The sequence below is a fragment of the Vibrio sp. 1069 genome (assembly GCF_033340555.1).
Genome location: NZ_JAWOWP010000006.1, coordinates 75,148 through 88,959 on the forward strand (window position 1 = coordinate 75,148; position 13,812 = coordinate 88,959).

The window sequence follows — 13,812 nt, forward strand, 5'->3', positions numbered from 1 at the left end:
ACCCCTGTTAGCTTTTGTTTTTTGCCCTTTTTCTCTCACTGAACTTAGCATGCTCGCATTCAAGCAACGGCCCAACATGAAACGGCCTTATCAATCAGGAATGTAAACCATGCTAAACAAAATGACGCTTATCGCAGCAGCAACTCTGGCTCTTTACGGCTGTGGCGGAGGTTCGTCTTCTGGCAGTGCGAATCCAAACAAAATGCCTCAAGAAAGTTTCGACGTCTCGATTCACAACTCAATCTTCGCTCCTGTACCAAACACACAATTGAGCTATTCGTTTAGCTTGGATGGCCAACCAGAGGGCGACATGAAACTGAGCTTCCAAGCGATGGGTCGCGAGCAAATATTGGCAGCATTGGCACAAATCCCAAACAGCGAGGCAATGGTCCAGTTGGTTAATGACTTGGTGAACTACGGCGCCGAACAGTTCTACTATTCAGACGAGCAGTACAACGACGACGAAGAGAGCAATACGCTTTACTTTGCAGGATCAGATGGTGCACTCCATGAAATCACTGACGCTTATTTCATTGGTCATCAGTTTATTGCCATGCTTATGCACAGCGGTCCGATTTTCCGCCTAAACGGTGACGACGTAAAAGAGAAAAGCCCGAATATTGACATCGGTGAAGAAACTATGTCTCTGCAAACCACTCTTACAGGCTACGCAGTTCACAACCTTCTAGACCGTTTTGAAGAGCATGAGTGGGTACAAAACCTTCCTATGACAGCATCTTGCCAAGTGGTTTGGCAACAGCAAATCCGAGAGACTGGCGTGCGTAAAGCGTTCTCGATCTCAGGCAAGAAAATTGAAGCGGCATACCTGATGGAAGAGAACATCTACAACCTAAACTGTGATGACATGGACTCAATGGAGTTCGCCACTTCGGCAGAACGTTGGTTTAATCCGAGCTTAGGTCTGATAGAACAAATTGAACTGCTGAAAGTACAACAATTACAAATCAACGAAGAGAAAGTGCAGCTAACAGCGATTGAAACAAAATAAGCCTGTACTCCACAAGTATCTCGCATCTCAATAAAAAAGGCTTTGGGGAGCACACCAAAGCCTTCATCTCGAACATCAATCTTAGGGGTGATGACACCCGAGTTTATTCTTCTATCAATAAAATACGAGTTTCGTAAGGTCGTAACACTTGATGGTTTGACGCGACTGCGCTCGCTGAGTTTTGATAGTTAGATAGCAAGTTTTTCGCCTTACTCATATCAAAACGTTCTGGCAGAACGCATTCCACCTCTTCAGCGTAGTAGTTATTGATACACAGCAGCGTTTGCTTATCGTTCTGACGAGCGTAAGCGAAAATACGTTTGTGCTCTGGCAGCAGGTCCTCGTAACGGCCATCGGTGATGACTGGAACCTGTTTACGCAGTTCAATCAGACGCTTGTAAAAGTAGAACACCGAGTTCAAATCGGCAACCGCAGCTTCAGCATTGATTTCAGAGTAATTCTGCGCCACTTCAAGCCACGGCGTTCCCTCAGTAAAGCCCGCGTGTTTTGCACTGTTCCATTGCATTGGTGTACGTGAATTATCACGCGACTTCTGTGCCAAGATCGCCATCATATCGTCATGAGATACACCATCACGGTTGACCATAATGTCGTACATGTTAGTACTTTCAACATCACGATATTGGCTGATTTCGGTATAACCCGGGTTGGTCATGCCGATCTCTTCCCCCTGGTAAACATAAGGTGTGCCTTGCATCATGTGCACTGATGCCGCAAGCATCTTGGCAGATTCAACACGGTATTGCTCGTCGTTACCTAATCGGCTCACAACGCGTGGCTGGTCGTGGTTACACCAGAACAGCGCCCCCCACCCTTTGCCATTTAAGCCCGTTTGCCAATGATTGAAGATCTGTTTTAACTGAATGAAATCAAACGGCGCTTTGGTCCATTTTTCACCATTTGGATAATCGACTTTCAGATGATGGAAGTTGAACACCATGGATAGCTCTTTGCCGTCTAGCGAAGAATATTGCTGGCAGTGCTCTAGCGTAGTGGAAGACATTTCACCCACCGTCACGCTGCCGTATTTTTGAAACACAGATTCGCTAATCTCTTGAAGGTATTCGTGCACACGTGGACCATCCGTGTAGAAACGACGACCATCACCAATATCGTCACTTGGAAAATCTTGCTGCTTGGAAATCAGGTTGATAACGTCGAGACGGAAACCATCGACACCTTTGTCTGCCCAGAAGCTGATGACTTCTTTCACTTCTTCACGCACTACTGGGTTTTCCCAGTTTAAGTCCGCTTGCTCTTTAGCAAAAAGGTGCAAATAGTACTGGCCTGTTTTTTCATCCAGCGCCCAAGCGTTGCCACCAAACTTTGATTGCCAGTTGTTTGGTTCAGCACCATCTACCGGATCTTTCCAGATGTAGTAATCACGGTATGGGCTGTTTTTATCACCCAGTGCGGATTGGAACCACTTGTGTTCTGTCGACGTGTGGTTTACTACAATGTCCATGATGATACGAATACCCAACTGATGCGCTTCTGCTAGCAAAGTATCGAAATCTTCCATAGTGCCGAACTCAGGGTTAATCGAGTAATAATCGGAGATGTCATAACCGTTGTCGATCATTGGCGATTGGTAAACCGGCGTCAGCCAAATCGCATCCACACCAAGGTGCTTAAGATAATCCAGCTTAGAAATGATCCCTTTGATGTCGCCCGTGCCTTTACTGCCACTGTCACAAAAGCTTTTTGGGTAAATTTGATAGATGGTTGCGGTTTTCCACCAGCTCTCATCATGCTTGGTCATAGCCATTTCTAACACTCACTTACCAGTAATCGGAAACTTAAAATTTGAAAAGAAAAATAGGAGGAGGCAGCCAAGTCACTGCCTCAAATAGAATTACGCGTTTGCAGGCTCAAGCTCACCTTTGGCTTGTGCACGCTTATAAAGAATTAACGTTAATGCAGCAGGTACCAGCATTGCGACTAACATAGCCAAAGCAAAAATGCCCCAGAACTGCGGTTGGATAGACAAGATGCCCGGCAAACCGCCCACACCGATACCGTTCGCCATTACGCCCGCACTACCACAAATAGCAGCAGCACACGCACTACCGATCATCGCGCTCAGCATTGGGAACTTGTATTTCAAGTTGATGCCGTACATCGCCGGCTCAGTCACGCCAAGGTAAGCAGAGATAGCCGCAGGCACTGAGATATCACGCTCGCCATGTTTTTTACTGATGATAATGATGCCGACGACCGCAGACGCTTGAGCAATGTTTGAAAGTGCAATCAGAGGCCAAATTGGCGTACCGCCTAGCTCTTGCATCAGTTGAAGGTCTACCGCGTTGGTGGTGTGGTGAATACCAGTAATGACCAATGGCGCGTATAGGAAGCCGAAGATGGTTGAGCCAATCATTGCGAAGTCACCCGTCATGGCTGCTTTTGCTGCGAAAGCAACGCCGTCACCCAACATACGACCGAATGGACCAATGATAGAGTGCGCAAGAATCACAGACACAATGATTGAGACAAACGGCACGACTACTAGGTAAAGGTAAGACGGAATGATGCGTTTTAAGTTGGTTTCAATAAACGCCAGAGCCATACCAGCAAGCATTGCTGGAATCACTTGCGCCTGATAGCCCACTTTCTCGATGGCGAATAAGCCAAAGTCCCACACTTCAGGTACTTGCTTACCAATTAGGTAAGCGTTCATTAACTGCGGCGAAACCAGCGTGACACCCAATGTGATACCCAAAATCGGAGTACCGCCGAGTTTTTTCACTGTCGACCAACACACGCCAACTGGTAGGAAGAAGAAGATTGCTTCACCAATTAGCCATAGGAAAGAGTGTACCGTTGCCCAAAACTGGCTGATTTCCGTTAGCGTTTGACCATCAAACATCTTGATGTCGCCAATCACGTTACGGAAGCCAAGAATCAGACCACCGGTAATGATCGCAGGTAGCAGTGGTACAAAGATTTCTGCAAGGTGGGAAATACCACGCTCAACGATATTCATGTTTTGACGAGCAGCGTTCTTCGCTTCGTCTTTGCTGGCTTCACTTTTACCCGTCAGTCCGATCAGTACCTTGTAAACTTCATCCACTTCAGTACCGATAACCACTTGGAACTGGCCTGCGTTGGTAAAACAGCCCTTCACCATCGGTAATGCTTCTAACTGTTTCGTATCTGCTTTGTCCGTATCATTTAGAACAAAACGCAAGCGAGTTAAACAGTGACTTACACTGGCAATATTGTCCGGCCCCCCGACCAGCTCAATAAGACGCTCCACGTCTTTACGCGCAATCTTACTCATAACTTTGTCCACCCTGTATTGGATACATTCGATTCATCATTTTGTTTTTATAAATGGGAACATTCCCATTTCTTAATTTTAATATTGCCATTCGAAGACAAAAAACAAAATGGGAACAGTCCCATTAATTGAGAATGATCACAGTATAATTTTAGAGCAGATCGTTTTAGTGTGGATTAACAAACGATAGGCTGTTGAGTAAAGTGAACCACTTCCTCATCGCCATTTAATTGATTGATCAGCATGTTAGCGGACTTCTCACCTGCAAGGGTATAACCTGGATCGACACTAAATACTTTAGGGAAAAGGAAAGAGAGCAATTCATTACCACCAACACCTGTCACAACCACGTCTTCACGGCCTAACTCTTGAAGACGCTTAATCACGCCCAACGCGATAGTGTCACTGGCGCACACGATGGCCTGAGTATCAGATTGAAGGACTTTGTCTACCAACTGATAAGCACTTTCATGGCTCAACTTACCCGTTTGGAAACAAGGTGCAATTTGCTTGCGTTGACACCAAGCTTTATAAGCATTTAGACGAGCTAAGCCAGTGGTTTTGTCTTCAGGATCAACACCAATATAAGCAATGCGAGATAAAGATTGCTGCTCAAGGTGAGACAAAGCCATGTCTATCACACCTTGGTTATCGTAGTTGATCGAGGAAACCATTTGCGTGTCCATCGCGATCACGACGATACGATTCCCCCACGCCGCCAATGCTCGCTCATCACATCCAGTAAAACCAAACACGATCACCCCATCGACGTTGCGACGTCTAAGCACATCCAAATGCTCATTGGTTTTATCGCGATCGAATTGGCTCTCCATGATCACCGCATCATAACCAGCGGAATACAAAGCATTGAGCATGGTACCAACGGCGCGATTTTCTGATGGTGAATCTAAACGGGAGATGATAACCCCAATAACCTTTTGACTGCCACCACGCATCGACTGCGCCGACTTTGATGGGACGTAGCCTGATTCACGAATGATTTGCTCTACCTTCTCACGCGTTTGCGGTTTCACTTTTGGATCGTTAGTAAGCACACGGCTTACTGTCGATTTGCCCACGCCTGCCAATTTTGCGATATCAAGAATGGTGAGTTTTTTGCTCATAAGTGTTCAGACTAAAAGAAGGAATCAAACAAAAGGGAAGCAGTGGCTTCCCTTAACTCAGTCAGTAATGAAGATTACTTGTTTAAGTACGCAGGCACATCTGCAATGCTATCTAATACTACCGTTGCAATGGCTTCGCCCTGTTCTGTTACTGGCTTACCAGTGCGAACCAAAATCTTAGTGCCAACGCCTGCCGCTTCTGCTGCCATCATGTCTTCAGCTTTATCGCCGATCATCACAGATTTCTCCATGTCGATCTTCAAGAAGTCACGCGCAGAAATGAACATGCCTGGTTTTGGCTTACGGCACTCACAATCTTGCTTGTACTCGCCAATGCCATGTTCTGGATGATGTGGACAGTAATAGATACCATCGAACTCAACACCATTATCAGCAAAGTTCCAATCCATCCATTGAGTCAGAGACAAGAAACGGTCTTCACTGAATTTACCGCGTGCGATGCCCGATTGATTCGTCACTAACACTAGAAGGTAGCCTTTATCTTTTAGCGCTTTCGTCGCTTCAAATACACCATCAATGTACTCAAAATCATGTTCGTCATGAACGTAGCCGTGGTCAACGTTTATCACGCCATCACGATCGATAAAAACAGCAGGTTTTGCCAAAACGTATTTCTCTATTAACTCGGTTTAATCAGATTATTACATACCTTATAAACTTCAACACTATCTAATTCATTCTAGGCCTCGACAAAACGGTTGATTTGTTGGGCAAGAATCGGTAAATCTGAGGGTGCCCTGCCGTCTACCTCCTGCTTTCTATCTATACATCTCCGTTTCGAAACAGAACATCCATACATTTAGACGTCTAGACGTAAAAATATCTATTGACTTCATTCTGCTTAACCCATAGCATCAACTGAAAATTGAGATAAAGCTCAACATTAAGTTCTGTCAAAGGCCGTTTTTGACAGCGAAGTTCCCCGTATCTTTGGGCAGGTTGAAACATGATAGAAATAAAAAACGTCAATAAAGTGTTCTACCAAGGCAGTAAGGAAATCCTTGCCCTGAAAGACATTAACCTACACATCGACAAAGGCACCATCTTTGGTGTTATCGGTTCATCTGGTGCTGGTAAAAGTACGCTGATCCGCTGCGTAAACATGTTAGAAGCGCCGACCTCTGGTTCCATCATCGTTGATGGTGTAGATCTAACCAAACTCAGCAAAAAGCAACTAGTCGAAACACGCCGTAACATTGGCATGATCTTCCAGCACTTTAACCTGCTTTCGTCTCGTACTGTGTTTGATAATGTGGCATTGCCCCTAGAACTGGCAGGTAAAGACAAATCGCAAATCACAACAAAAGTAACTGAGTTGCTAAAGCTTGTAGGCTTAGCCGACAAACACGAGAGCTACCCATCTAACTTAAGTGGCGGCCAAAAACAGCGTGTGGCAATTGCTCGTGCATTGGCATCCGATCCTAGCGTGCTGCTTTGTGATGAGGCCACTAGCGCACTAGACCCAGCAACAACTCAATCTATCCTTGAGTTATTGAAAGAGATCAACCGCAAACTCAACATCACGATTTTACTTATCACTCACGAAATGGAAGTCGTAAAAAGCATCTGTCACGAAGTAGCAATCATCGGTGGTGGTGAGCTGGTGGAAAAAGGCACCGTTGGCGATATTTTTGCGCACCCTAAGACAGAGCTAGCGCACCAATTCATTCGCTCAACGCTGGATCTTTCCATTCCTGAAGATTACCAAGCACGTCTGCAAGCAGAACGTGTTGATGGCAGCTATCCGTTGGTTCGCTTAGAGTTTACTGGCGCAACCGTCGATGCACCGTTAATGTCGCAAATTTCTCGTAAATACAATATTGATGTGAGTATTTTGAGTTCCGACCTTGATTACGCTGGTGGCGTGAAATTCGGCATGATGGTCGCAGAGCTATTTGGTAACGAAGAAGATGACAACGCAGCTCTTGAATACCTGCGTAAGCACAACGTAAAAGTAGAGGTACTTGGTTATGTCCTTTAATACGATTTCTGAATGGCTGAGTTTAAACAGCAAACTACTTTTAGGTGCAACGTGGGAAACGCTTTACATGGTTGCGGTTGCCGGATTAGTCGGCTTTGCTGTGGGTATTCCATTAGGCGTAATCCTCCATATTACTAAGAAAGGCGGCCTACTTGAAAACACCAAACTAAATAGCGGCTTAGGCGCTATCGTTAACATTGGTCGTTCAGTGCCATTCCTCGTACTGATGGTTGCGATTATTCCAGTGACAAAAATGCTGGTTGGAACCTTTATCGGTACAACCGCAGCAATCGTCCCACTGACTATTGGCGCCATTCCTTTTGTCGCTCGTCTTATTGAAGGTGCTTTATTAGAAGTACCGACAGGCTTGGTGGAAGCAGCGCAGTCAATGGGGGCGACACCAACACAGATCATCACAAAAGTTCTACTACCTGAAGCAATGCCGACTATTGTTAACTCAGTAACGATTACCTTGGTCACTCTCGTTAGCTACTCAGCTATGGCGGGTACGGTAGGCGGCGGCGGCCTAGGTGACGTAGCCATTCGTTACGGTTTCCACCGCTACGATGTAACTATCATGGCCGTGACTGTCGTGATGTTGATTGTTCTAGTACAGATTATTCAGTCTATCGGCGACGCAGTGGTGCGCCGTGTAGACCACAGATAAGCATCAAAAATACAAATTATAAGGAGATAAAGATGAAATTTAGCCTTAAAGGTCTTTTGACTGTAGCAACGGCCGCCTCTGCTCTTGCTCTAGCGGGTTGCGGCGACAAAGAAGTAGACGTAAACAAAGTAAAAGTTGGCGTTATTGCTGGTGCTGAAGCACAAGTAGCCGAAGTTGCCGCTAAAGTAGCAAAAGAGAAATACAACCTAGACGTTGAGCTAGTAACATTTACCGATTACGTAACACCAAACGCCGCTCTGGATGATGGTTCAGTAGACGCGAATGCGTTCCAGCACAAACCATACCTAGACCAACAAGTGAAAGACCGCGGCTACAAACTGGCTATCGCGGGTAACTCATTCGTTTACCCTATTGCTGGTTACTCAAAGCAAGTAAAATCAATTGATGAAATTCAAGATGGCGCACGCATCGCAGTACCAAACGACCCAACTAACCTAGGTCGCTCACTACTGCTTCTTGAGCAACAAGGTTTAATTACGCTACGTGATGGCGTTGGTCTACTCGCTACAGTACGTGACATCGTAGGCAACCCTAAAAATATCGAAATCATTGAACTAGAAGCCCCACAGCTTCCACGTTCATTGGATGACGTAACGCTATCTATCATCAACACCACTTACGCAAGCTCTATCGACCTATCGCCAGAGCGTGACGGCGTGTTCGTTGAAGATAAAGACTCACCATACGTAAACCTAATTGTCGCTCGCGAAGAAAATGTTAATGCGCAAAACGTACAAAACTTCGTAAAAGCTTACCAAACGGAAGAAGTTTACGAAGCGGCAAAAGAGCTGTTCAAAGGCGGTGTTGTGAAAGGTTGGTAATCCCACTTTTCAAAACATGACTGAAAACAACGTTCTAAACATAAACGTTCTAAACACAAAAGGGCTGATGTGAAAACATCAGCCCTTTCTATTTGTCTATCTACCCATTTAAGTAGCTTCAATTCGCTACTTAAGATGGTCCCAAGAGATATTCGACACGATTCGGCAGTCATCACACTTAAAATGAAATATGTCATGTAGTGGCTCATCGAGTAGCCACTCGCCATCGCATTTTGGACACTTGCGCGCTTTCTCGCTCTCCAGCGACTGACCACCGACACGATACTGGTAATAGTACGTAGGGATCTTCGTGATGTATTCGATACGGCCACGTAAGTCCCAACCTCGGCGAAACAGCACACTATCCACATCGCAAATTTCGTGCAGCGCCGCATGTTCCGCTCGGCAACCCCCTGCCATTTGGATTTCATCACACGCTTGCCACTCAGTCTGCCACTTAATGACGGCTTTATGGTCTCCATTAAGTGTTGGCTCATTACGATACAAAGGAATTGGCAACAGGGTTTCACCACTTCGCAAAGGCGAACACGTATGAACATAAGTCGTGTACAACACTTGCCAGCTAGGTGTCTCTTTTTCGGCTGCTTGTTCTGAATTCAAATCACGCCCCAGCATACGCATTTTCGGAGCAAGCAAAGACGCATCCGACAAACGGTTCATGCACACTTTGACGAAATCTGAGTGATAACGTGGATGCAAGCTGTCTTGTTCTGGGCAAACAACACGAACGAAAAATTCACCTTCTCCCATCACTATCGGAAATTCACGACCTAATACTTGGCCGTTGTAACGCAGAGCATCCATCAAGCCATTAATGGCTTTGTCTACCGCGCTGACGGTGGTGTTATCAAAACACTCAAACTGCAACTCAACAACATACATACTTAGACGGCAGCCTCTAACTTATTCAAGAACTCAACCAATGAATCTGCCAATACATCACGTTTAGAGGTACCCAAACGCTCTAGAATCACATTGCCAGTGAGGTTACAAATAGAAATCACATCCATTTCCTCATCTGTCGCTGCGATAAATACTGTTGGTTTAAGTTTCAAGCGGCGCTGCGTCACCAAATGACCAAGAATATTTTCTTGTAGACGCACGAAATCGTCATCGCTCCAGACTTGCAGCAGCGTCAACGAATTACCTTGCCAAGTTGCCTCCATATCGGCGCAGTATTGAGAACCATAAAAGGCTTTAACATCATCTTGCAGTGACAACTCAATCGCATTTTCCACATTGGTGAAATCGGCCATTTCATCACGTGCGACCGCTTTCCAAAGCACCTTTCCATCACGCTTCTCTTCGACACAAGGAGAAACAAGCTCTGCAAGCTCTTCACTGCTTGGCAACTCATTATATTTAGCTTGCCAAGCTTGTTGGTAGCGCAGGCTGAACTCTTGTAGCGCCTGAGTAACGTTTTGGGTCATGAAGGTCTCCTCATTCCTTATTTATCAGATAGCCGTGTTTGCCGGATGGCAATTGACCAGCGGATTCAGTAAAATTCTCGCCATTCTAATCGAAAACGACCACAAAGTATGAGCAAATATTCTGACGCTAAAGAGCTTGCTGGCCTAACACTAGGTAAAAAGACCGAGTATGCGAACCAGTATGACCCAAGCTTGCTGCAACCAGTCCCTCGCAGCCTGAACCGAGATGACCTTCAGTTAGGCGATACTCTGCCTTTCATGGGGCACGACATTTGGACGCTGTATGAACTGTCTTGGTTAAATAGTAAAGGTTTACCACAAGTGGCCGTTGGCGAAGTATACATTCCAGCCACCAGCGCAAACTTGATTGAATCGAAGTCTTTCAAACTGTACTTAAACAGCTATAACCAAACCCGCTTTGCAAGCTGGGAAGAAGTGACTGAGCGTTTAACACAAGACCTGTCTGAATGCGCAGGTGAAAAGGTGCTGGTTGAGGTGAATCCAGTGACCCACTATACCAATCAACCTATCGTAACAATGGACGGTGAATGTATTGATGACCAAGACATTAACATCACCAGTTACGATTTCGATGCCGATTTGCTTGAAGGTGCGGCAGGTGAAATACAAGTTGAAGAGGTGCTACATAGCCACCTATTGAAATCAAACTGTTTGATCACTAACCAACCCGACTGGGGCAGTGTAGAAATTCGCTACCAAGGCGCAAAAATAGATCGTGAGAAGCTGTTACGTTACTTAGTGTCTTTCCGCGAGCACAATGAGTTCCACGAACAGTGTGTAGAGCGTATTTTTACGGATCTAATGAAATACTGCCAACCAAGCAAACTGACCGTATTTGCCCGCTATACGCGCCGTGGAGGCTTGGATATCAACCCTTACCGCTCAACGGAACAAGATAAGCCAGCTCACAATCACCGTATGGCTCGTCAGTAAGCGCATAGGCAACAGAAATAAGTTCGGCAATCTAAAGGGTTGCCGGACGTTTTTATTGTCCGAGCATGTTACTATATCAAATGGCTTCAACCCGCATTTAAACGGCTAATTGAGGCTTTTCGCCGTTATCGCCATATCTAAAAACAGTTCGAGGGAACGAAAGGATGTTTTGGGACAGTTCGCGTCTATTCAAATTGATTGGCTTTCTTTGCTTGCTGTTTGTACAGCCACTTCATGCAACCATTTTATCGTCCGCGTTACTCAACGAAGCACAACAATTGGCGGAAATAGAGCCATCACAAGCAAAACAAGCGGCAACCAACTATTTGTCACAGCGTGAGCTAACAGAACGCAAAGAAAGTGACAGCCCTTCAGCCATGTCTCGCGACGAAACAGATCGTAGCGTTCGCACACCAAGCAGCACCATCGAAGCGCACAAGATTATCGCTCAGGCAGATTACGCCATGGGTAATGTTCGTTCGGCTATCGAGCACCTAAATAAAGCGGAACGCTTAGCGCAAGAATATCAATTGCCGTACATGGACTTAGATCTACAGCTGATGCGCAACCAAATGATTTGGATGTACGACGAAAACTACTCAAAAGCGGAAGACACGCTTAACCAAATTGAACAACAGCTCGATGAAGCCGATGCCGTATTACAACGCACCGACAGCGTTCGCTACCGACTAGTGATGCAAAGAGCACTCCTCGCTTCACATAGTGGCGATGTCATTAAAGCGGAAAACTTGTACTCTGAAGCAAAGACCATGCTTGACGATAGCCGCTCTGAGTTAGCCTTGATCGACTACTACACTGCCGTCGGCGAGTTTTACCTCAATAGCAAGAAATACAATTTGGCTTTGTCAGAACTCCTATACGGTTATTGGCAATCTATTGAAAGTAACAGTGGTGCAAGATTAGCAAAAGTGAATCGCCTTTTGGCTAGGCTCTTCCAGGAGCGACGAGTGTACGACAAAGCGATCGAATACTTATCTCAAGCCGCAGATTTTTATGACTCTTACCCTAGCTCTCCGATCCTAGCGGACGTCCTAGAGCAAATGGGCGACATCTACTTTTATCAGGGTAAGTTTAACCTTGCGTTAGTGCATTACTTCAACGTGCTTGACCATGAAAGTACCAGTAAGAACATCAATAGAATCATTAAAATTCGCTTAAGCTTGGCGGCTACCTACCTACAACTCTATAACTACGCGCTAGCAGAGCAGTACTTAGACCGCTCTAAAGAGCTTTTAGAATACACCAATATTCCTAAGCTTGAAGCAAAGGCTGCCCTGCTTCAGTCAGGTCTGGCTTATCATCAAAATGACAGTAAAGACGTCATTACTAATGCTAAGCTGGCGTTAGCGCTTGCTGAAAAGTCACCTGAAAATAACAACTTCATTAAGCAGCAGTCATACCGTTTACTTGGGTTGGGTTACGAGCAGGCAGGCGAATACAAACTTTCTCTGCAAGCTTATAAAAAATACACCAACCTCGTTCGTCTAGAACAAAAGCAGCTTAACCAAATCAGTGAGGATGCGTTCCGTCAGCAAAAAGAATTTGCCGAACAAACCATCCATTACATCGGTCAATCAGAACGCTTAGAGCAAGTGGAAAGAGAGCATCGTAAATTCCAGAAAATCTCATTTGCATTGTTTATTACTGTCTTGGTCATGTTTTTGTTCATTATGCGCCGTGGTGTCATTATGCAGCGCCAAGCAAGTGAAATCGAAAAACTGCGTAACGACCTCTTCACCCACTCTCGCTCTCGTTTACGTAACTTGCGTATGCTGAATGTTAAGCTTTCTCGCTCATTGAAAAAGTCGAGCGAAACTTTCGAGCAATGGCAAATGGGTGAATTGATCCACGAACCACTTAATGATCGCCTACGCTTTGTTATGATCGATTTGCCATTCTTACGAAGCATGTACGTCCATAACGGCTATAAGGCAGGTCTAGAACTAGAACGGGCATTTGGCGACTTCCTTGCGGAAAAAATAGAAAAACCGTCGCGTCTTTACCATTTCTCAGATGCGAACTTACTCTACATAGAACCGAACGCTGACCGTGATGCTTCTGCCGAAGTCATGTTCGAAAAATTCCAGACTTGGGTGGATGAGTTCGCTCAGCAGCACAACGTCAATCGTATTATTCGTATGGGCATCAGTGATTATCCGTTCTTACCCCGAGCCTACACTGCAATTAACGATGAGGAATTACTCGATCTGTTGTTGCTTGCGACTCACATCGCACGAGAAGTCAGCTTGAAGGATAAGCAAAGCCACTGGGTGTTCTTAAAAGCCATCGATAATGCGCCTGCTGCTAGCTTTGCAACAGGTAACATAAGAACTGCCTGTCAACATGCCATTAGCCAAGGCCTGATCAAGATCCATTCGTCCTACAAGAATGAGGACGACATCAAGAAAATATTAAAAAATGGATAATTAAACGCCTGTTGA

12 protein-coding genes are annotated in these 13,812 nt (G+C 45.4%); 6 read left to right on the plus strand and 6 right to left on the minus strand.

Features of this window, described 5'->3' with window-relative positions; genetic code table 11:
- Positions 1-109: 109 nt before the first annotated feature.
- Positions 110-1,009 (plus strand): hypothetical protein, encoded by a 900-nt coding sequence (locus tag R7040_RS11860; protein ID WP_213967780.1) that lies wholly within the window; start codon positions 110-112, stop codon positions 1,007-1,009.
- 103 nt (positions 1,010-1,112) lie between these two features.
- Here R7040_RS11860 and treC read toward each other — a convergent pair whose 3' ends face one another.
- From treC to gmhB, 4 genes are all read right to left on the minus strand, one after another.
- Positions 1,113-2,798, minus strand: a complete 1,686-nt coding sequence (gene treC / locus R7040_RS11865) for an alpha,alpha-phosphotrehalase (RefSeq protein WP_053350273.1) — start codon at positions 2,796-2,798, stop codon at positions 1,113-1,115.
- An 87-nt stretch (positions 2,799-2,885) separates the two neighbouring features.
- Positions 2,886-4,310 (minus strand): PTS trehalose transporter subunit IIBC, encoded by a 1,425-nt coding sequence (gene treB, locus R7040_RS11870; RefSeq protein WP_005381959.1) that lies wholly within the window; start codon positions 4,308-4,310, stop codon positions 2,886-2,888.
- Positions 4,311-4,486: 176 nt separating this feature from the next.
- Positions 4,487-5,434: a trehalose operon repressor TreR gene (treR, locus tag R7040_RS11875; RefSeq protein ID WP_213967779.1), complete on the minus strand. Its 948-nt coding sequence runs from the start codon at positions 5,432-5,434 to the stop codon at positions 4,487-4,489.
- Between the two features lie 74 nt (positions 5,435-5,508).
- Positions 5,509-6,060 (minus strand): D-glycero-beta-D-manno-heptose 1,7-bisphosphate 7-phosphatase, encoded by a 552-nt coding sequence (gene gmhB / locus R7040_RS11880; RefSeq protein WP_005381961.1) that lies wholly within the window; start codon positions 6,058-6,060, stop codon positions 5,509-5,511.
- A gap of 341 nt (positions 6,061-6,401) precedes the next feature.
- On the opposite strand from gmhB, the gene metN reads away from it, so the two are divergent.
- Genes metN through R7040_RS11895 form a run of 3 tightly spaced genes read left to right on the plus strand, consistent with a single transcriptional unit; the run spans position 6,402 to position 8,945 of the window.
- Entirely contained in the window at positions 6,402-7,436 is a 1,035-nt protein-coding gene (metN, locus tag R7040_RS11885) for a methionine ABC transporter ATP-binding protein MetN (protein WP_005381962.1), read from the plus strand.
- Complete coding sequence (locus R7040_RS11890; RefSeq protein WP_005383604.1) at positions 7,426-8,103, plus strand: methionine ABC transporter permease; 678 nt, start codon at positions 7,426-7,428, stop codon at positions 8,101-8,103. Before metN ends, R7040_RS11890 begins: the two co-directional genes overlap by 11 nt.
- Positions 8,104-8,135: 32 nt before the next feature.
- The gene (locus tag R7040_RS11895; protein ID WP_005381966.1) at positions 8,136-8,945 is read left to right on the plus strand and encodes a MetQ/NlpA family lipoprotein; all 810 of its coding nucleotides are present in this window, start codon (positions 8,136-8,138) and stop codon (positions 8,943-8,945) included.
- Between the two features lie 126 nt (positions 8,946-9,071).
- Here the strand turns inward: R7040_RS11895 and R7040_RS11900 are convergent, their stop codons facing one another.
- Together R7040_RS11900 and syd are read right to left on the minus strand one after the other, a co-directional pair.
- A complete protein-coding gene (locus R7040_RS11900; protein WP_158157279.1) occupies positions 9,072-9,848 on the minus strand; it encodes a Zn-ribbon-containing protein in 777 nt (258 codons plus the stop codon).
- Between the two features lie 2 nt (positions 9,849-9,850).
- Positions 9,851-10,396, minus strand: a complete 546-nt coding sequence (syd, locus tag R7040_RS11905; protein ID WP_193837501.1) for a SecY-interacting protein — start codon at positions 10,394-10,396, stop codon at positions 9,851-9,853.
- A 108-nt stretch (positions 10,397-10,504) separates the two neighbouring features.
- Here syd and queF point away from each other — a divergent pair, with 108 nt between their 5' ends.
- Positions 10,505-11,350, plus strand: a complete 846-nt coding sequence (gene queF, locus R7040_RS11910; RefSeq protein WP_213896190.1) for an NADPH-dependent 7-cyano-7-deazaguanine reductase QueF — start codon at positions 10,505-10,507, stop codon at positions 11,348-11,350.
- Between the two features lie 164 nt (positions 11,351-11,514).
- Positions 11,515-13,797, plus strand: coding sequence for a tetratricopeptide repeat protein (locus R7040_RS11915; RefSeq protein WP_080773725.1), 2,283 nt, complete (start codon positions 11,515-11,517; stop codon positions 13,795-13,797).
- The last annotated feature ends 15 nt before the right edge of the window (positions 13,798-13,812 follow it).